This is a genomic window from Lihuaxuella thermophila (genome assembly GCF_900110165.1).
Lineage (GTDB): Bacteria > Bacillota > Bacilli > Thermoactinomycetales > Thermoactinomycetaceae > Lihuaxuella > Lihuaxuella thermophila.
On sequence record NZ_FOCQ01000001.1, the window covers coordinates 321,755 to 339,889 of the forward strand.

Consider the following 18,135-nt stretch of genomic DNA (forward strand, 5'->3'; position numbering starts at 1 on the left):
ACATTACATGTCGGGGAAATCAGGGGGGAGCGTATGAAAAATCATGAGAAACCGCCATTATTTTCCCCTTCGCAAATCCGAACCGTTGCCGCTGAAGCGACGGTTGGCTGGGAAAACCGTTTGCGAGCCCTGGTGGAGGTCGATTGCGGCACCCGGAATCCGGCCGGCGTGAAGCGGGTGGGCGATATCTTTGCCGGCTGGATGTCCGCCATCGGTTTTCAGGTCGACCATCTGCCGGTCGAGGGTTGTGCCGGATTATGGGTGGGGCGAATGTTTGGAAAGGGGCGAAAGCGCATTGGCTTGCTGGGGCACGCTGATACCGTTTACCCTGATGGAACCGCCGAATCACGTCCGATGAAACGGCAGGAGCAGCTGCTCTTGGGGCCGGGCGTATCCGACATGAAAGGCGGACTGCTGGTGGGGCTCTACGCAGTTGAAGTTTTGCGAAAGCTGGGATGGGAAGATTTTAGCGAAATTTGCTTTGTCCTGAACAGCGAAGAGGAGACGGGCTCTTTTCACACGAGAAACCGGATGGCCGAACAATTGTCTGGTATGGATGCTGTCTATGTGTTGGAGGCAGCGAGGGCAAACGGGAACATCGTCAGTTCCCGGGCGGGGGTGGCGCAGTTGACGTTGACTGCCTGTGGCCGCTCTGCGCATGCGGGTGTCGAACCGGAAAAAGGGGCCAATGCGATCGTGGCCCTGCTGGATCTCCTCCAGTGGCTCCGGCAGCGGACGACCGGGGAGGACGCCTACCGGATCAACATCGGAACCATACAAGGAGGAACTGCGTCCAATGTGGTACCGGACCGGGCGGTAGCCCAAGTAGACATCCGGCTGTTTCATCACGATGCTGTTGACCGTGTGGACCGATTGGCAAAAGAAGCGGCATCCCGTCCCACAACCCCCGGGGTCACCATCACTGCAGACTTGAAGTTGTGGTTTCCGCCCATGTTTTACAACCAGGAAATCGGCCGGTTGGCCGCTTTGGCCGTTGAGTGCGCTGATTCCCTGGGCATGAGCCTCGGGCATACCGGCACGGGAGGCGGCTCCGATGCGAACTGGATTGCCGCCCAAGGGGTTCCCTGCTTGGATGGACTGGGACCCGTGGGAGGGTTGGATCACAGTCCGGACGAGTATATAGAACCGGACAGTTTTGTACCACGGACGGCGTTGTTGGCCCTGCTGATGACATGTACGCCTCTTTGCAAACAATCACAGTAAAAAGAAGGGGGAGCATGATGCGGACGGCAGTTCATTACCGGATGTGGATCGGTGGGCAATGGATGGACAGCGAAACGGGTGAAACCATTACGGTCATCAATCCCGCGAATGGTGAATTGGTGGGAAGTGTACCCAAAGGAGGACGAACGGAAACCGAACAAGCGGTAAGAGCCGCTGAACAGGCTTTCCCGGTGTGGTCGGGGCTGACGGCGGCTGATCGGGGTTCCTATCTCAAGAAGTGGGCGGAGGAAATCCGGCGGGAACGGGAGCCATTAGCCCGACTCCTTACGTTCGAACAAGGAAAGCCGTTGTCGGAAGCGCTGGAAGAAGTGGATGCGGCGGCAGACTTTTCAGAATGGTACGGAGAAGAAGCCAAACGGGTAACCGGAGAGATTCTGGCGGGCTCCAAACCCAAGCAACGCATCCTGGTGATCCGCCAGCCGGTCGGCGTGGCTGCGTTGATTACGCCATGGAACTACCCGGCCACCATGGTAACGAGGAAAATGGCCGCCGCTTTGGCCGCCGGCTGTACGGTGGTATTAAAACCGGCCAGCCAGACCCCCTTGACCGCCGTATTCCTCATGCAGCTGTTGGAGAAGACCGGACTTCCCCCGGGTGTCGCCAATCTGGTGACGGGTGCCGCGAGTGAGATCGGTCGGGCCTTGATGGAGAACCGGAGCGTGAGAAAAATCTCCTTTACCGGTTCCACTGAGGTAGGGAAACAATTGATCCAATCTTCCGCCGGGCAAGTGAAACGGCTTTCGTTGGAACTGGGTGGCAATGCGCCGTTGATCGTTTTTTCCGATGCGGAAGTGGACAGGGCTGTGAAGGCGGCGGTAGGCAACAAATTTGAGAACTGCGGACAAATGTGCAATGGCATCAACGTGATCTACGTGCATGAGCGTCTGGTTGAGGAGTTTTTACAACAGCTGACTGAACGGGTCCGGAGTCTAAGAGTGGGTTTCGGCTGGGAGCCGGGGACACAGATCGGTCCTGTCATTGACGAAGCCGGCAGGGAGAAAGTGGCTGAACTGGTCCGGGATGCGGTGATGAGAGGAGCCAGGGTTCTCACGGGCGGCAGGCTGCTGACAGACGGGCAACTGGCAAACGGAACCTTCTATGCTCCGACTGTGTTGTCTGATGTCACCTACGACATGCGGGTAACCCAGGAGGAAATATTTGGACCGGTGGCGCCCGTGGTCTCTTTTTCCGACGAGGAAGAGATCCTGAAACGGGTGAACGACACTCCCTACGGATTAGCCGCCTACTTTTTTACCAGAGACATTCAGAAGGCCTTTATGGCGGCGGAGAGGCTGGAATTTGGCATGGTTGCCGTAAACGGTACATCCTTGAGCGTTCCACAGGCCCCGTTCGGCGGGATCAAGGAGAGCGGACAAGGGCGTGAAGGCGGGCATTACGGCATGGAAGAATTTCTGAATATCAAGTACATTTCGATGAACCTGTAAAAAGGAAAAGCTGAAAGGTGGAATAACATGACCGCAGCGCAACAAGCATCTCCGGATGTTTTGAAGGGATGGATCGATGAAGGCAGGGTGGACACGGTGATCCTGGGGTTTTGCGATATGCAGGGACGATTGGTCGGCAAACGGTTCACCGCGGATCATTTTGTCACCATCCAGGAAAAAGGGACACACTTTTGCGATTATTTGCTGGGAACAGATATGGAGATGAACACCCCGGAAGGGTTTGACGTTGTGGGTTGGGACAAAGGATACGGTGATTGGACGGCAAAACCGGATTGGGGTACCCTGCGCCTGATCCCCTGGCTGGAAAAAAGCGCCCTCATCCTGGCCGATGTGGTAGATGAAGAAGGGGCACTGGTGGAGATCGCCCCCCGTTCCGTTTTGAAGAGGCAATTGGACCGTGCTTCCAAGATGGGCTTTGAACTGCAATTGGCCAGCGAGCTTGAATTCTACCTGATTCGTGAAACCTACGAAGAAGCTTGGCGCAAGGGATATGAAGGATTGAATCTCGGCGGTCATTACAACGAAGATTACCATCTCTTGCAGGGAACCCGAAATGAATCCGTTTACCGGGTGTTCCGGGAACAGCTGATGAAGGCAGGTATCCCGGTTGAGTGCACCAAAGGCGAAGCGGGAATCGGCCAGCACGAGATCAACGTGCGGTACGGACCTGCCCTGGAATCGGCTGACCGGCATGTTCTCCTCAAGCACGGCATGAAGGAAATGGCGATTCAGCAGGGAGTCGCGGTCACGTTCATGGCTAAGCCCGATCATGGTTGGACCGGTTCCAGCTGCCATATCCATGTGAGCTTGAAAAACCGGGAACAGGGACAAAACGCATTTTACGACCCGGCTGAGGAGAGGGGGATGTCGCGAACGATGCGTCATTTCCTGGCGGGAGTGATTCGCCACATGCGGGAGACGGCCATTCTGTTCGCACCCAATGTCAACTCTTATAAGCGTTATATCACTGCCAGCTGGGCACCGACCAACATAGTCTGGGGCTGGGACAACCGGACCTGCGGGCTGCGCATCGTGGGCAGAGGACAAAGTCTTCGGATCGAAAATCGGTTTCCCGGTGCGGATGCCAATCCCTATCTCGCCTATGCGGCACTGATCGCTTCCGGGCTGGAAGGAATCGAACAAAGCTACGAGTTGGAAGAGGCTTGTGACGGCAATGGATACGACCGATCCGGTACAGAGCGTCTGCCCGCCTCGCTGAACGAAGCCATCGTCGCATTTGCTGAAAGCAAGTTTGTCCAAAAAGCGTTGGGACCGGCAGTCGCCTCCCACTATCTCCATGTTGCCAAAGTAGAGCAACAGGCCTTTGAACGGGTGGTCACCAATTGGGAAAAACAGCGTTATTTTGAGCGAATTTAAGCGGAGGACGGAAAGGGGACCGAATATGCGCTTAAAAGGGAAAGTTGCTGTCATCACCGGGGCCGGCAGCGGAATGGGCAAGCGGGCGGCAGAGATGTTCGCCGAAGAAGGGGCGAAGGTCGTTGTGTTCGAGTTAAATGAGACCTCAGGGAGACAAGTGGCCGATACGATTGTGGAACAAGGGGGGGAAGCTGCATACTTTCCCTGCGATGTCGCGGATGAAGCCAGTGTGAAACAGGCTGTGGAAAGTGCCCATGAACGGTTCGGACGGCTGGATGTTCTGTACAACAATGCGGGAATTATGCCGGAAGCGGATCACTCTGTGATTGACACTTCTGTGCAGGTGTGGGACCAAGTCATGGCCGTCAATGTCCGGGGGATTTTTCTTACCTGCAAATACACGATCCCTAAAATGATCGAGCAGGGGAAGGGATCGATCATCAATATTGCTTCCTTTGTCGCGCTGGTCGGATGCAGTGTCCCTCAGGACGCTTATACGGCATCCAAAGGAGCAGTGATTTCGTTGACCAAATCTTTGGCCATCCAGTTCCGGCCCAAAGGGATTCGAAGCAATGTCATCTGCCCCGGACCGATTGAAACTCCTTTGTTGACGGAATGGCTGTTGAAAGATGAAGAAGCCCGCCGTGTCCGCCTCAGCCGTCAACCCAGCGGGCGTTTTGGCCGTCCGGAGGACATTATTCACTGTGCGATTTACCTTGCTTCGGATGAATCCGATTGGACCAATGGTTCCGTGATCACCATTGACGGAGGGATTACGAGCAACTATTTCTAAGTTGCTTTGGTCATCGGGATCTGGACTGCATACTGGCGGGAGCGGAAGGGGTGGTTCAAAAATCATCGCTGGTGTTCCCCATTCCCCTGTGCCGGTGCATGTTTAGAAGATAGACGTTTCCGCATCTAAAGCCCTTCTTGAGACTGCTCCCGCTGAAGGAATCCCTGTTTGAAGATGACGGATACATCTCCTCAGGATAAGCGTGTAATTACCGGACATCCGTCTGTACTTGATGGAAGCGGACAGTCATGATATACCTGTTCAGCCATAGATCGTTCTAAGCTGTGAACGAAGTCGTCTCCTACAAATCTATAACAATTCCCTGCGAGAGAAGCCAGGCTGAAGTTCGCATGAGAAGCCTGGTTTCTTTTTTATGGTTTTCAATCACTCGGCAGCGGGTTATAGGACAACTGATTTTTTTCATATATTTCAATCAGATGGCTTGAAGGCGGTGCATGAAACATGAACCATCACAGTCGGAGGAAGATCCGGTTTATTGTGGTTGAAAACGGTGAGACAAAATCACGTGAAGAAGTGGAAAAAGCGTTCAGCGCGAAAGAAAAAGTGGTCCATCTGTTGATTGAAACAGCTTTAAAAGACTAAATCAAACTGGCGTCAGCCAGTTTGATTCATTTTTCGCCGGCGTGAGGGGAGGTACACGGATGAAGGTTGCAGTCTATGCCCGGGTGTCGACGGAACAACAAGCCTCGGAAGGGACAAGTATTGATACACAAATAGAAATGTGCATTCATAAAGCGCATGCATTAGGATTGCATCAGATTGAAGTATACAAAGAAAACGGGGCATCGGGAGAAGACATCCAGCGGCCGGAAATGGACCGTTTAAGGCAAGATGTGGCGGCTGGCAAAATATCTCATGTGATTTGTGCCCATCCTGACCGTCTGAGCCGTGATTTGACGGATAAGCTCATTGTATGCAGGGAGTTTGAACGGAAAAATGTGGAACTCATTTTTTGCGATACCGAGTACCGGAATACCCCGGAAGGTCAACTCTTTTTTAACTTGCAATCCGCCATTGCCCAGTATGAGCTGTCTATGATCAGAAAACGAACGAGTCGCGGCCGGCTCAAAGCCGTTGAAAAGCAAAATAAAATCATGCCTATGCGATGTGCGCCGTTCGGTTATGACCTGGTGGACGGAAAATTGGTGATTAATGAAGAAGAAGCGAAGATTGTTAGAAAGATTTATAAGTGGTATGTCCACGATCACTTAACGCTCAGAGAAATCGGAAACCGCTTGGTTCAGCTGGGAGTGATGCCCAAGAGAAAAGAAAGCAAGCACTGGCATCAGTCGTCGATCAGCCGCATTTTAACGAATCAAGTTTATATCGGCATTTATCTCTATAACAGACGCAAAACCAAGAAGTTAAAAGGGGAAAAAACCAAAAGCGGTAATCCCAAAAAAATCTATGAATACCGTGATGAATCGGAGTGGGTAAATGCAGAAGTCCCTGCGATCATCGATAAAGACTTATTTGAGCTGGCCCAGGAGCAGCGCCGGAAAAATCTCACCAATACCGGAAATGCCAAATACAACTATTTATTGAAAGGCATCATCCGTTGCGGGCATTGCGGCCGGATCTGGAATGGAACCACTTATACCGGAAGAAGAAACAAACAAACCGGTCAACGGGAAAAATACCGCTGCTATCGCTGTCCAAACAAAAATCCGAGGAAATACGGAGAAGGGGGTCAAAAGTGTCCGGCCCCTACACTGAGGGCTGAATCGATCGAAGAATACATATGGAATCTGATTCTGCAAACAGTGGCAGATCGGGATACGATTGTGACCCAGTTTGAGAAATCGGCAGAAAGCGTGAATCATCAGTTGAAGGAGACGATGGAAGTGCTCAAAGGGAAAATCAAGCACAAGGAAAAAGAGCGGGAAAAAGTGAAAATCATGTTCAGACGTGAAGTCATTTCGGAAGAAGAGATGACCCGGGATTTAAGCGTGATCAATAAAGAGCTGAAAGCGTTGCGGACAGAAGCGGAAGCATTGCAAGTACAATTCAGTGAAAATGTGAAAAACCGGCATGAGGAGCAAGTGGCCCAGGTAATGGATTACGTTGAGAAATTGGTCCATCATGAAGCGGATCTCCCTTTTGATAAGAAAAGAAGGATCATCCAATTGTTGCTTGATGAGATCCGCCTCAGCTTTAACGAGGATCAAACGCAGTGTGAAATCACTTGTGCCGGATATCTGGATACCTTAATCAAGCATAGGAACATCGACTCAAGTCGACAATATCAAAAAATTTGAAAATACGGGGGAAGATACGGAAGATCTGATCTCGATCGGAACCATCGGTCTGATCAAAGCGATTGAATCTTATCAGCCCAATAAAGGAACAAAGCTGGCCACTTATGCAGCCCGATGCATTGAAAACGAGATTCTAATGTCAATAGTGTACAGATGGTAGCCCAATCCCGCACCTAAGCCATCGGGCGACGGGCGATAAAGACAAATTCAAGTCCCGGACGATCGGGAGCTTCCCTGACTTCATCCACGGACAGGCCCGCATCCAGGAGCGAGTTAGTCATCTCTTCGCGGCTTCGGAAGCGCAATGTCGAGTCTGATGTGATCACGGCACCATCGCTCTCAAAGATATAAGTCGTCCGGAAGGACACCAAAGACCCCTGTACATCGGTGACGTCGACCCATCCCTCGACAGTGCCACAGCCGGGCACCACAACGCGGCGGTAGGTGTTCTCCCGGTTCCATCCCAGCCACGCCTGTGCCTTGGGGTCCCGCGATTCAAACACGAACCGTCCGCCGGGTCGCAACGCCGCACGTACTGCACGGAGGGTCCCCATCCACTCTTCATCGGTCAGGAAAACTTGGGCAACGTTGCCTGTCATCGTCGCGAGGTCCACCGCCAAAGGGGGAATGGATAAGGCATCACCGTGAATCCATTCGACACGGTCACTCCAAGGTTTCATTTGAGCCACATGGAGAGAGGCTGCGGCTGGATCAACTCCAGTCACCTTGATGCCCCTGGCAGCGAGACGACAGGCAAAAGTTCCGGTTCCACAGCCGATGTCGAGCACGGAACGAGCACCAAATTCGTTGACCATGGCCTCGTAAGCATCGAGGTCGGAACGGTCAGAATCAAAGAAGTCATAGATTGCAGCCAGACGCGGATTCTCGAAAAGCTCATCTGCCATAACATGTACCTCCACATCTCTGTTCATGTTTACAAATCATCCTTTTCCCGGCCCCGCTCCAAGCATATGTATCTCCCCTCTCTCTTTCTCAGGATCATAAGAGTATTCGTTCCCGGTGAATGCCAACCCTTCCAAAAATAAATGTAATTTGATCATTCTTTCAAAAGACGAGAAATCCCGCATCAGATTTGGCAGTTGCGAGAGGAGAGAAATCATGTCAGCTTGTGCCATCATCGGTGGGGATCAGTGACTGAGTACTGCCTTCACCCTGGGATGACAAGACGAAACGTGATCGTAATTGGGGAGAAGGAGCATCTGTCCAATAATAGGAAAAAGTGAATCTGATTTTGCGGTTATTTGCTCCAAAAATAGAAAAACAGACTGATGCTTTTCGAAGATCAGTCTGTTTATTTTTATCTTATCCCTCTTTACTCTAACTATTTTTTAAGATGATAGGGAACGATGGTGATATTGACGTTTTTCATTCTGAGCAAGTAAGCCATGATGAGGAAACCCGATTGGTTGTGAAGGAAACTATGCCACCATTTTTTTGTTATAAATTGAGGCATGATGACCGTAACTGTGGCTCCTGATTGATCCGCTTGTGCTTTCACTGTATCAATAAATTCACTTAATGGTGTCAGAACACTCCGATAGAGGGAGTATAATGTCACGAGTCTCACACCTGTTTGCCAATTTTCCCATTCTTTTTCCATGCGATCCATCGCCTCAGGGCTAGAGGCTACATACACCGCCATTACATGGTCTGATAAGGATTTGGCGTAAACGAGAGATTGGGCAACCACTTTTGTGATTCCGGCGACAGGAACGATCACCACATTTTTGGCGTTTTCCATATCGATTAATTTATGAGCTAAATTGACTCGCAATTGTTCGCCAACAGCAAGATAATGCTGATGAATCTTACGGAAAATCATTACGCACAGCGGAATAAAGATCAGAGTCATCCACACATGTTCAAACTTGGTGATAAAGAAAATGATCAAAATCACATAACAGATCAAAGCTCCCAACAGGCTGACGATCAATTTGGATACCCAGCCTTCTGGTTTTGACCGGATCCATTTGACAACCATTCCCGTCTGGGATAAAGAAAATGGAATAAACACTCCAACCGCATAGAGAGGAATCAGATTTTCCGTATTTCCTTCAAAAGCGATAATTAAGAGGATCGACGTTAAACCCAAAGTAACAATGCCGTTTGAATATCCTAAGCGGTCCCCACGAACGGTAAAGGCTCTTGGCATAAATTTATCTTTCGCAAGATTAAACGCAAGTAAAGGAAACGCCGAAAAGCCTGTATTCGCTGCTAATACCAAAATCAGGGCCGTTGTGGCCTGAATATAATAATACACAGCATTTCTCCCAAAAACGGATGAGCCTAGTTTGGATAACACGGTTTCTGTTTCTGAAGGAGTAATCCCATACCAATAGGCCAAAAAGACGATTCCAGAAAAAAGCACGCCTAAAATAACTCCCATAACGGCCAGGGTAAATGCTGCATTTTTAGGGGCCGGATCTTTGAAGTTGGGAATCGCATTGGAGATCGCCTCAACCCCGGTTAATGCAGAGCAACCCGAGGAAAATGCTTTTAATATGAGAAACAAACTAATCCCCATCACAGGTGTTCCAATCGCCGTATGGGCATTTGCCGGCGCGTGTCCAGTCAATATCTGATAGAGACCAACAACAATTAATATGAGAAGAGCCAAAACGAATAAATAAACGGGATAAGCTAAAATGGAAGCCGATTCGGTTAGTCCCCTCAAGTTTAAGAGTGTAATGATTGCCACAATACCTACAGCAATCTCCACCGTAAATGGATGAAGGATCGGAAACGCAGAAGTAATCGCATCAGTACCTGCTGAAACACTCACCGCAACTGTTAAGATATAATCGACCAATAACGATCCTCCGGCAATCAAACCAAAGTTCGTCCCCAAATTTTCTTTGGCTACCATATAGGCGCCCCCGCCATTCGGGTAGGCGTAAATAATTTGACGATAGGATAGGATCAAAGCGGTCAATAAAATAAGCACTCCGACAGCGATGGGTAGTGAATACCAGAATGCCAATACGCTAATAGTTGCCAACACAATTAAAATTTGTTCCGGCCCATAGGCTACAGAAGATAAGGCATCAGAGGAAAGAACCGCTAAAGCCTTTAAATTGCTTAATTTTTGAGATTGTAACTCATTGGATCGGAGCGGTCTTCCAATCAAAATACGTTTGATTTTACTAAACATAAAAACTTCCCCTTACTCTCGGCTTATTCAATTGCTCTTTGTATGAACACAAAATGAGCTGATATGAAATCAGTTAACATCATTTGAGCTGTGCATCGGTTCGTCGTATTTGACCTATCCTTCCCCTTCGGCATAAAAAAAACCACAAAAAAGAGAGACTCTTTCCGTGGTTTCACACACGTCGTTCCCCCTCTCACAACGCTTACGAGGTTAGCTGACGGATTCGGGTGTTGAGAGTCACCCTACCTGTGGAAGACAAACACTTCCTTAGGATTCACCCCATATGTTGGTTCCCCCGTTCCCATCGGGTGGGATTCAGCGATTTGCAGGCATTATCCAATTGAATTTGAGATAAATCTTACTCCTCTGCCTTCTGGATTGTAAAGCACCATTTTACCCAAAAATAGTCAAAAAAAAGCTATATAATCAATTCTAAACGGTTAGATGAGGCACTATCTTTTTGCCACAAGAGATTGCTCTCTTAAGATCCGTTTTTCAAAACGGTATTGGAACTTGTGTGTTTTCTGTAATTTCATTGCTTATGCTTATAGACAAGGAATAGCAGCTGATTCTGCGATCAATCATTCCGCATGGCAAACCCATCCCGCAAAAAGTCCGGTAGAAAAAAACGGGGTTATCTTCGTGAAGCCGGATTCAGCCCATAGCCGTTCAATTTGATTTTCAGGGATTTTCTAAATCAATCACGCAGTCGCCAACTCGCTTGATATGTTCGAGCGGGTAAGGACTTTTAATATCATAATCAAATAATCATTTTACCATGGGTTGATTCCGTTTTATACTTTAATCAAATAGTCGTTTGATTATTAAAGCGAGGGGTGATCCTTTGAGTAAAGACCATTGTGAAATTTATTGTTATGACGAAGAAAAAGTGAAACGGGTTCAAGCTTCACTAGCAACTGTGGATCCGATCGATACAGCACAACTGTTTAAAGCACTCGCAGATCCGACTCGTTTAAAAATTGCATATGCATTGGTGCAAGAGGATGAGCTCTGTGTCTGTGACGTAGCAAATATTATTGATTCCTCCTTGGCCACTGCTTCTCATCACTTGCGCTTACTCCGGACGATGGGCTTGGCGAAGTATCGGAAAGAAGGAAAACTCGTTTTTTATTCTCTGGATGATGATCATGTAAAACAACTTGTCCAACTGGCATTTGCCCATCGTAAGGAGTTGATCACAGATGGAGCAAGTCCAAGATAAAAAAGTGTACCGTGTCCTGGGGTTTACTTGCGCCGGTTGCGCGGCTCATTTTGAGGAAAATGTCAAAAAACTGCCCGGTGTAAGGGATGCCCAAGTCAACTTCGGGGCCTCTAAAATCACTGTATATGGCGAGCCTTCCATAAAAGATCTGGAGAAGGCGGGCGCATTTGAGAATCTGAAGATTTATCCGGAAAATCAAGAAGTGCGTATGGAGAGAGAGCCCTTTTGGAAGAGAAGAGAGGCCATTCAAGTTGGTGTTTCGTTGGTATTTCTCCTTCTTGGCGGGTTGATGGGTGAATCTTATGGAGAAAAAAGCATTCCTTCTGTCGTTTCCTATCTCCTGTCCATGTTGATTGGGGGATACGCTTTATTCCGAAAAGGATTACTGAATCTAACACGACTCCAATTTGATATGTATACCCTGATGACCATTGCCATCTTGGGTGCTGCTGCCATTGGTGAGTGGGGAGAAGGGGCAACCGTAGTTATTCTCTTTGCCATCAGTGAAGCGCTGGAGACTTACTCCATGGATAAAGCCCGTCAGTCGATTCGAGCACTTATGGATCTTGCTCCTAAACAGGCTCTGATTCGCCGTGGGGACGAAGAGATCATGGTTCCAGTCGCTGAGATCCGCATCGGAGATATTATGATCGTGAAGCCAGGGCAAAAACTGGCCATGGATGGAGTCGTTGTCAAAGGAAGTTCTTCGATCAACCAAGCTCCGATTACCGGAGAATCGATCCCGGCAGCAAAAAACGTTGGTGATGAAGTATATGCCGGTACTTTAAACGGGGAAGGCTTGTTGGAGGTCAAAGTAACCAAACGAGTGGAAGATACGACGATTGCAAAGATCATCCATTTGGTTGAAGAAGCTCAAGCGGAACGGGCTCCGTCTCAAGCTTTTGTTGATCGCTTCGCCAAGATATATACGCCTTTGATTCTGATTGCCGGCTTCCTGGTTGCCGTGATTCCGCCACTCTGGTTCCAAGCGGATTGGGGTGATTGGATCTATCGGGGATTGGCCCTCCTGGTCGTTGGTTGTCCGTGCGCATTGGTGGTTTCCACTCCGGTATCCATTGTGACGGCCATCGGAAATGCCGCACGAAACGGGGTGCTGATCAAAGGCGGGATTCACTTGGAAGAAGCCGGAGCCCTTTCCATCATTGCCTTTGATAAAACAGGCACTTTAACACGCGGAGTTCCGGTGGTGACAGACTTTGTTTCACTTATATCCCACAAAGAAAAAGAATTGTTGAGTATTGCGGTATCGATTGAGAAAAACTCACAACATCCACTGGCTTCGGCTATCCTGCGAAAAGCGGAGGAAGAAGACATTCCCGTTCAGGAGGTCGAGGATTTCTCTTCTCTCATGGGAAAAGGAGTGCAAGCGAAGGTAAATGGTGTCTTGTACTACATCGGCAGTCCTGCATTATTTGAAGAACTTATGCCAGCCGGTATTCCAGATGAGACAAAGAAAACCGTTCTTAGCCTGCAAAAACAAGGAAAAACCGTGATGGTACTGGGTACCGGAAGCGAAATGCTGGCTCTTATTGCCGTAGCGGATGAAGAAAGAGAAAGCAGTAAAGAAGTGATTCGACAGTTGCATGAGCTGGGGATCAAGAAGACAGTCATGTTGACCGGGGATAACCGGACCACTGCGGAAGCCGTCGGAAAACAATTAGGAGTGGGGGAAGTTCAAGCCGAACTGTTGCCTCAAGATAAATTAGAATTGATTAAACAACTCCGGGCCGACGGTTCCAAAGTGGCAATGGTGGGAGATGGTGTGAACGACGCTCCGGCGTTGGCCGCTTCAACCGTTGGGATTGCCATGGGCGGAGCCGGAACGGATACGGCGCTCGAAACGGCGGATATTGCACTCATGGCAGACGATCTGAAAAAACTGCCATTTACCATCCGATTAAGTCGCCAGGCGCTCCGGATTATTAAGCAAAATATTACGTTCTCCTTGGCGGTCAAAGCATTAGCTCTGCTTCTCATCCTGCCTGGGTGGCTCACTCTATGGATGGCTGTATTTGCAGACATGGGTGCAACTCTCATCGTTACATTGAATGGGTTACGTCTGTTAAAAACGAGGGATAACCTTGGATAACCGCTGGAATAAAGCAGTGTATAAGCTTTGGTCGCCTTTGTACGATTTGTTTTTTAATGCGGGTATGTTTTTGGATGCCAGGGAAAAGGTATTTGAGGATATTGAATTTGAGTCAGGTCAAAAAACACTTTTAGTCGGAGTAGGAACAGGAGCAGATCTTCCGTTTATGATCAATCATGATATGAAGATTACCGCCATAGACTTATCAACGGATATGCTTTATAAAGCCAGACAGAAATTTTGCTCGTCCAACATCACTTTTTTGGAGATGGACGCCCAAAGCCTGGCTTTTCCCTCTAACTCTTTTGATACGGTCATTGCTAACTTGATTCTGTCGGTGGTCCCTGATCCAATTCGCTGTATGAAGGAAATCATTCGTGTAACACGTCAGGGTGGGCAAATCATCATATTCGATAAGTTTGTCCCATCAAATCAGACGCTGTCGATTTTTAAACGAATGATTCGGCCGATCGTGGCTGTGCTTGGGACTGACATTGGCCGGCGGTTTGAAAACATCGTCATGCCTGTTCGGAACTACGTTTCGATTGAAGCCGATTTACCTGTTCTTTTTAATGGGATGTATAGAAAAATTCTACTTCGGAAAAAGGCCATGCCATGAGTAATCTCTAAAGATAATTTGGTGGCGATCTCGTCTGGCTTTGAATACGCGAAGGAACACCTGGGTATTTGGGAACTATGATTGGGTAGGACAAGTTTAGTCGGTGTGGGCAGGGATCTTTTACCTACAAGTTAATTCAACAAAAAGGGCCGATTCAATTTTATCGAATCGGCTCCTATTACATGATTTGGGTAAATAGCACTTTATCACTGAGGTTGGACGGATCAATGGGGCAGTCGGAGCAATGGCACCAAATCCGGTCTTAACTGCCTCTCCCTTTAATGCTTTTTTCATTTTGTAATTCGCATAGGTTCTACAATTCTCGGATTCTTGAGCTGGGAAGGAGAGATCGGTCCGTTCGTAAAGTAATACTTCGTCTGCTGATTTTTCCGGTCGTGGAGAACGGTAATTTGACTATACCAGTTATTTCTCCACAACGTATCATAATAATGAATCCGATAATAATTCACTTCTTCATCCAGTGACTGGAGAGATTGGCGTAAAATATCTAAATCTATCTCTTTTGTGTGAATTTCACCAGGTTGTAAGATAAATGGATGATCCCAGTCTTGATCATAGTTTTTGACCGTACCATCGTCAAAAATTTGATAAAAGTTAATGCCCTGGATCGGAATGGGAACGTTTCCCGAGTTGGTAGCAAAATATCGGATGTATTCAAGTTCACCCGTAGACTCTTTTTGTTGGAAAGTAAAAGATAATGTCAGTTTGGGCGTATGGATTTCTTGTGCAAAATTAAATGATTTTTCCGCAATCTCATTGGATTTAGATGCCATTTCCACTGACCGTTTGGACACTTGATAGGTTAGCCAAGCCGCATAGAACGTCCCCAGAGCTCCGAGAGCTTGTCCAACTGCTCCCCACATGTCCCAATTGAGATACCAAGGTTCCGCTGCTAAGAACATCATAGAGTCCACACTCCTATTTATTAAATAGACTCTCTTTTCCCCAAATAGAAGGGGTAATGAATAAAAGCCACTCCCGCTCATCCGGGAATGGCTTGTTGTCCAATCACCCTTCCCCCGGCTCCTGACCCATGGACACAGGTTCAGCTGGGATAATAGTGGAGATGGCATGTTTATAAATCAACTGTTGCTTTCCGCCTGTAATCTGGACGGTTAGCGTAAATGTATCAAAACCGACGATAACTCCCCGAAACTGGAATCCGTTCATGAGATAGATGGTGACCAGAGTACGCCTAGTACGCAGTTGGTTTAAGAAAATGCTCTGCAGGTTCTTCATTTTCTCTCTCCTGATCATGGATGGTTTTTATCGCAGTCCGAAATATTAAAACAAACATAAAGTCCAAGGCCTTTGTTCAGCGGTTATACATGACTTTCATGCACCACCGCTTCAAATTGATTTCCCGACCCGTAACCCCCAGAAGCTGTCCAACTTCGTTTTTAGGGCTCCTTTAAATCGTTCATCATTTAGTTAATATACCTAAATACTCTATCCAAGGTCCGACATCTTCGCGGTATCTCTTTGCCATTACTCTTACAATTTGAGCAATGTGCGTCAAATCATGAACAACCCAAGTAGAAAGCAATTCTCTTAACTTAACGACACCAAATGCCGGATGAATACCGGTTAATTCCAGATCCGATTCAGTTTCCAATAGACTTTTCAACTTTGATATATTATGTTTCCGCATATTTTTAAATTCGAGCAACTTTTCTTCGATGGTTCCTCCTGAATTTTCTTTTAGGTGACTAAAACGGTCGAATGTGGGGAATGTATTATTTTCTCCTTCTTTAAGAATCATTTCTACCCTGGGGATCCAATTATTTTTTTCTCCTTCGATCAGGTGGTCAATGACTTCCGTAACATTCCAGGTTCCTTCGCCCTCGTTCACAAGCAACCATCCATCAGATAAACCAGATAAGAAATACTCGATTGATTGAGGGGTACGTTCCAGCACTTCAATAGTTTCTTGCAAGTTAAAGTTCATAAAAAGACTCCTCTCGCTATTTCTTAAAAATACGTCTGCCCTTCGATATAAGAATATTCGTTCCCGGTGATTTTCAACCCTTCCTGACATGAAAATGCTTCAGACCCGATTACCCGTTCAAAAGTCCGGAAACCTCGTATAAGGAAGAAAGGAGACGGGATGCCGGCGACATCGCATGAAGAAGTCTTGGGATGCGGTGGGTGGAATATCGGAGAATAAAGCTCTCTGTGAAAAGGGGATACGGTGGGGGTTATAAGAAAAAAACAGAGAGGCAAAACGAAAATCGAAGGGGGAAAAGTGGCGATTTTGCCGCAATGGATCAAACATCATCAAGCAAAAAAAAGACCGCCCCCAAAAATCTGGAGAAGGCGGTTTTTCATTTTTTCACGTTCCGCAAAAGGTGCGGTACGGGGTGGTTGATTCCGAAGGTTTGGCGTATTCAGCCTGATCAGGGGTATGTGCATACGGTCTGGACAGGACATCAAGAAAACGCTCCATGACGCGGGTATCCCCATTAACTGCGGCTTCCAGCGCTTCTTCCACCCGGTGGTTCCGGGGAATGATCGCCGGGTTATTGTTTCGCATCAACTGGTGGGAATCTTTTTTGGATTCCGCCTGCCGGTCCAGTCTCGCCTGCCAACGTTTATGCCACTCGGCAAATTCCGGGCTCCCGAACAAGCAGCTGTCCTCTGTCCGGTCAAAAGTCAATGCGAGGAACGTATTGGTATAGTCCGCACGATGCTTATGCATCATTTTGAGAAGATCTTCAATCAGGGATTCATCTTCGATTTCTTCATTGAATAACCCCAGTTTCGCCCGCATTCCTGCAAGCCATTCGCTTCGGTACAATTGGATGAAACCGGAAACCTCCTCTTGGGCCAGTTCGACTGCTCGCTCTGGACTTTCATCCAACAACGGCAACAAGGTTTCGGCAAATCGAGCGAGATTCCATCCGGCCATCGGAGGCTGGTTGCCGTAAGCGTAGCGCCCCTGGATGTCGATCGAACTGAATACCGTAGCCGGGTCATACGTATCCATGAAGGCGCAGGGGCCGTAGTCAATGGTTTCCCCGCTGATGGTCATGTTGTCGGTGTTCATCACGCCGTGGATAAAGCCAACCAATTGCCATTTGGCGACCAGCGCAGCCTGACGCTTGATCACCTCCTGAAGAAGGAACAGATAGCGGTGTTCCACTTCGTCAAAACCGGGGAAATGCCGCTCTAAGGCATAATCGGCCAAGGTACGGAGATCGTCCACCGTTCCCCAGTTCGCTGCATATTGGAACGTGCCGACACGCAGATGGCTGGCAGCCACGCGGGTCAGAATGGCGCCAGGCAAGAGCGTTTCGCGAATAATCTCTTCACCGGTCGTCACCACGGCCAGGCTGCGGGTCGTGGGAATGCCAAGCGCATACATGGCTTCGCTGATGATGTATTCGCGCAACATCGGTCCAAGTGCCGCCCGGCCATCGCCCCCGCGGGAGTAAGGAGTCCTGCCTGAACCCTTGAGTTGAATATCCATCCGCTCTCCACGGGGCGTGATCTGCTCGCCGAGCAGCAGGGCCCGACCGTCCCCCAATTTGGTGAAATGGCCAAATTGATGTCCCGCGTAAGCCTGGGCAAGCGGCAAAGCGCCATCGGGGATCCGGTTGCCCGCCAGCGCCGCAATGCCTTCGTTGCTTTGCAATGCCTCGACGTTCAATCCCAGAGATGTCGCCAGCTGTTCATTGAGGATGACCAACTTCGGTGCGCGCACCGGGGTTGGGTCAACCTCGGAAAAAAATATTTCCGGCAGGCGGGCATAGCTGTTGTCAAAGTTCCATCCAGCTGCTATGATTTCTGTTCGCTTTGTCATCGTATCCCCTTTTCTCCGCTGTTTTTTTG

General features: G+C 48.6%; 15 protein-coding genes, 1 pseudogene and 1 riboswitch. Of the genes and pseudogenes, 10 read left to right on the plus strand and 6 right to left on the minus strand.

The annotated features are described in order from the left end of the window. Positions 1-33 precede the first annotated feature (33 nt). The 7 genes and pseudogenes from BMW55_RS01665 to BMW55_RS01690 form a co-directional block, all read left to right on the plus strand. A complete protein-coding gene (locus tag BMW55_RS01665) occupies positions 34-1,224 on the plus strand; it encodes a M20 family metallopeptidase (RefSeq protein ID WP_089964631.1) in 1,191 nt (396 codons plus the stop codon). 41 nt (positions 1,225-1,265) lie between these two features. Next, positions 1,266-2,690, plus strand: coding sequence for an NAD-dependent succinate-semialdehyde dehydrogenase (locus BMW55_RS01670; protein ID WP_211663648.1), 1,425 nt, complete (start codon positions 1,266-1,268; stop codon positions 2,688-2,690). 27 nt (positions 2,691-2,717) lie between these two features. Then, positions 2,718-4,088 (plus strand): glutamine synthetase family protein, encoded by a 1,371-nt coding sequence (locus BMW55_RS01675; RefSeq protein ID WP_089964634.1) that lies wholly within the window; start codon positions 2,718-2,720, stop codon positions 4,086-4,088. A 25-nt stretch (positions 4,089-4,113) separates the two neighbouring features. Continuing rightward, the gene (locus tag BMW55_RS01680) at positions 4,114-4,881 is read left to right on the plus strand and encodes an SDR family NAD(P)-dependent oxidoreductase (RefSeq protein WP_089964636.1); all 768 of its coding nucleotides are present in this window, start codon (positions 4,114-4,116) and stop codon (positions 4,879-4,881) included. Positions 4,882-5,343: 462 nt separating this feature from the next. Beyond that, the gene (locus tag BMW55_RS19185; RefSeq protein ID WP_170839678.1) at positions 5,344-5,484 is read left to right on the plus strand and encodes a hypothetical protein; all 141 of its coding nucleotides are present in this window, start codon (positions 5,344-5,346) and stop codon (positions 5,482-5,484) included. Between the two features lie 59 nt (positions 5,485-5,543). Further along, positions 5,544-7,160 (plus strand): recombinase family protein, encoded by a 1,617-nt coding sequence (locus BMW55_RS01685; protein WP_089964638.1) that lies wholly within the window; start codon positions 5,544-5,546, stop codon positions 7,158-7,160. Then, positions 7,120-7,305, plus strand: a pseudogene (locus tag BMW55_RS01690) (sigma factor); the annotation flags it as partial. The gene BMW55_RS01685 and the pseudogene BMW55_RS01690, both read left to right, overlap by 41 nt. Before the next feature lie 28 nt (positions 7,306-7,333). Here the strand turns inward: BMW55_RS01690 and BMW55_RS01695 are convergent. Beyond that, positions 7,334-8,080, minus strand: coding sequence for a class I SAM-dependent methyltransferase (locus BMW55_RS01695; protein WP_211663644.1), 747 nt, complete (start codon positions 8,078-8,080; stop codon positions 7,334-7,336). Between the two features lie 422 nt (positions 8,081-8,502). Next, the gene (locus tag BMW55_RS01705) at positions 8,503-10,332 is read right to left on the minus strand and encodes an APC family permease (protein ID WP_089964645.1); all 1,830 of its coding nucleotides are present in this window, start codon (positions 10,330-10,332) and stop codon (positions 8,503-8,505) included. A gap of 185 nt (positions 10,333-10,517) precedes the next feature. Then, a riboswitch (cyclic di-AMP (ydaO/yuaA leader) is annotated at positions 10,518-10,663 on the minus strand. Between the two features lie 513 nt (positions 10,664-11,176). On the opposite strand from BMW55_RS01705, the gene BMW55_RS01710 reads away from it, so the two are divergent. Genes BMW55_RS01710 through BMW55_RS01720 form a run of 3 tightly spaced genes read left to right on the plus strand, consistent with a single transcriptional unit; the run spans position 11,177 to position 14,283 of the window. Then, positions 11,177-11,554 carry an ArsR/SmtB family transcription factor gene (locus tag BMW55_RS01710; RefSeq protein ID WP_089964647.1) on the plus strand — a complete coding sequence of 126 codons (378 nt, stop codon included), beginning with the start codon at positions 11,177-11,179 and terminating at the stop codon, positions 11,552-11,554. Next, complete coding sequence (locus BMW55_RS01715) at positions 11,535-13,664, plus strand: heavy metal translocating P-type ATPase (protein ID WP_089964649.1); 2,130 nt, start codon at positions 11,535-11,537, stop codon at positions 13,662-13,664. The genes BMW55_RS01710 and BMW55_RS01715 overlap by 20 nt, the downstream gene beginning before the upstream one ends. Beyond that, positions 13,657-14,283, plus strand: a complete 627-nt coding sequence (locus BMW55_RS01720) for a class I SAM-dependent methyltransferase (protein WP_089964650.1) — start codon at positions 13,657-13,659, stop codon at positions 14,281-14,283. Before BMW55_RS01715 ends, BMW55_RS01720 begins: the two co-directional genes overlap by 8 nt. 290 nt (positions 14,284-14,573) lie before the next feature. Here the strand turns inward: BMW55_RS01720 and BMW55_RS01725 are convergent, their stop codons facing one another. From BMW55_RS01725 to BMW55_RS01740, 4 genes are all read right to left on the minus strand, one after another. Continuing rightward, positions 14,574-15,209 (minus strand): hypothetical protein, encoded by a 636-nt coding sequence (locus tag BMW55_RS01725; RefSeq protein WP_089964652.1) that lies wholly within the window; start codon positions 15,207-15,209, stop codon positions 14,574-14,576. 103 nt (positions 15,210-15,312) lie between these two features. Continuing rightward, positions 15,313-15,543, minus strand: a complete 231-nt coding sequence (gene hfq, locus BMW55_RS01730; RefSeq protein WP_089964654.1) for an RNA chaperone Hfq — start codon at positions 15,541-15,543, stop codon at positions 15,313-15,315. A 184-nt stretch (positions 15,544-15,727) separates the two neighbouring features. After that, a complete protein-coding gene (locus tag BMW55_RS01735) occupies positions 15,728-16,252 on the minus strand; it encodes a DinB family protein (RefSeq protein ID WP_089964656.1) in 525 nt (174 codons plus the stop codon). Positions 16,253-16,636: 384 nt separating this feature from the next. Continuing rightward, positions 16,637-18,106: a protein adenylyltransferase SelO gene (locus BMW55_RS01740; protein ID WP_089964658.1), complete on the minus strand. Its 1,470-nt coding sequence runs from the start codon at positions 18,104-18,106 to the stop codon at positions 16,637-16,639. Positions 18,107-18,135: the final 29 nt, after the last annotated feature.

Coding starts and splice junctions, on each gene's coding strand:
- hfq (WP_089964654.1), bottom strand. CDS start 15,543: ATGAAGAACCTGCAGAGCATTTTCTTAAACCAACTGCGTACTAGGCGT.
- BMW55_RS01740 (WP_089964658.1), bottom strand. CDS start 18,106: ATGACAAAGCGAACAGAAATCATAGCAGCTGGATGGAACTTTGACAAC.
- BMW55_RS01665 (WP_089964631.1), top strand. CDS start 34: ATGAAAAATCATGAGAAACCGCCATTATTTTCCCCTTCGCAAATCCGA.
- BMW55_RS01735 (WP_089964656.1), bottom strand. CDS start 16,252: ATGAACTTTAACTTGCAAGAAACTATTGAAGTGCTGGAACGTACCCCT.
- BMW55_RS01680 (WP_089964636.1), top strand. CDS start 4,114: ATGCGCTTAAAAGGGAAAGTTGCTGTCATCACCGGGGCCGGCAGCGGA.
- BMW55_RS01685 (WP_089964638.1), top strand. CDS start 5,544: ATGAAGGTTGCAGTCTATGCCCGGGTGTCGACGGAACAACAAGCCTCG.
- BMW55_RS01715 (WP_089964649.1), top strand. CDS start 11,535: ATGGAGCAAGTCCAAGATAAAAAAGTGTACCGTGTCCTGGGGTTTACT.
- BMW55_RS01705 (WP_089964645.1), bottom strand. CDS start 10,332: ATGTTTAGTAAAATCAAACGTATTTTGATTGGAAGACCGCTCCGATCC.
- BMW55_RS01675 (WP_089964634.1), top strand. CDS start 2,718: ATGACCGCAGCGCAACAAGCATCTCCGGATGTTTTGAAGGGATGGATC.
- BMW55_RS01725 (WP_089964652.1), bottom strand. CDS start 15,209: ATGATGTTCTTAGCAGCGGAACCTTGGTATCTCAATTGGGACATGTGG.
- BMW55_RS19185 (WP_170839678.1), top strand. CDS start 5,344: ATGAACCATCACAGTCGGAGGAAGATCCGGTTTATTGTGGTTGAAAAC.
- BMW55_RS01670 (WP_211663648.1), top strand. CDS start 1,266: ATGTGGATCGGTGGGCAATGGATGGACAGCGAAACGGGTGAAACCATT.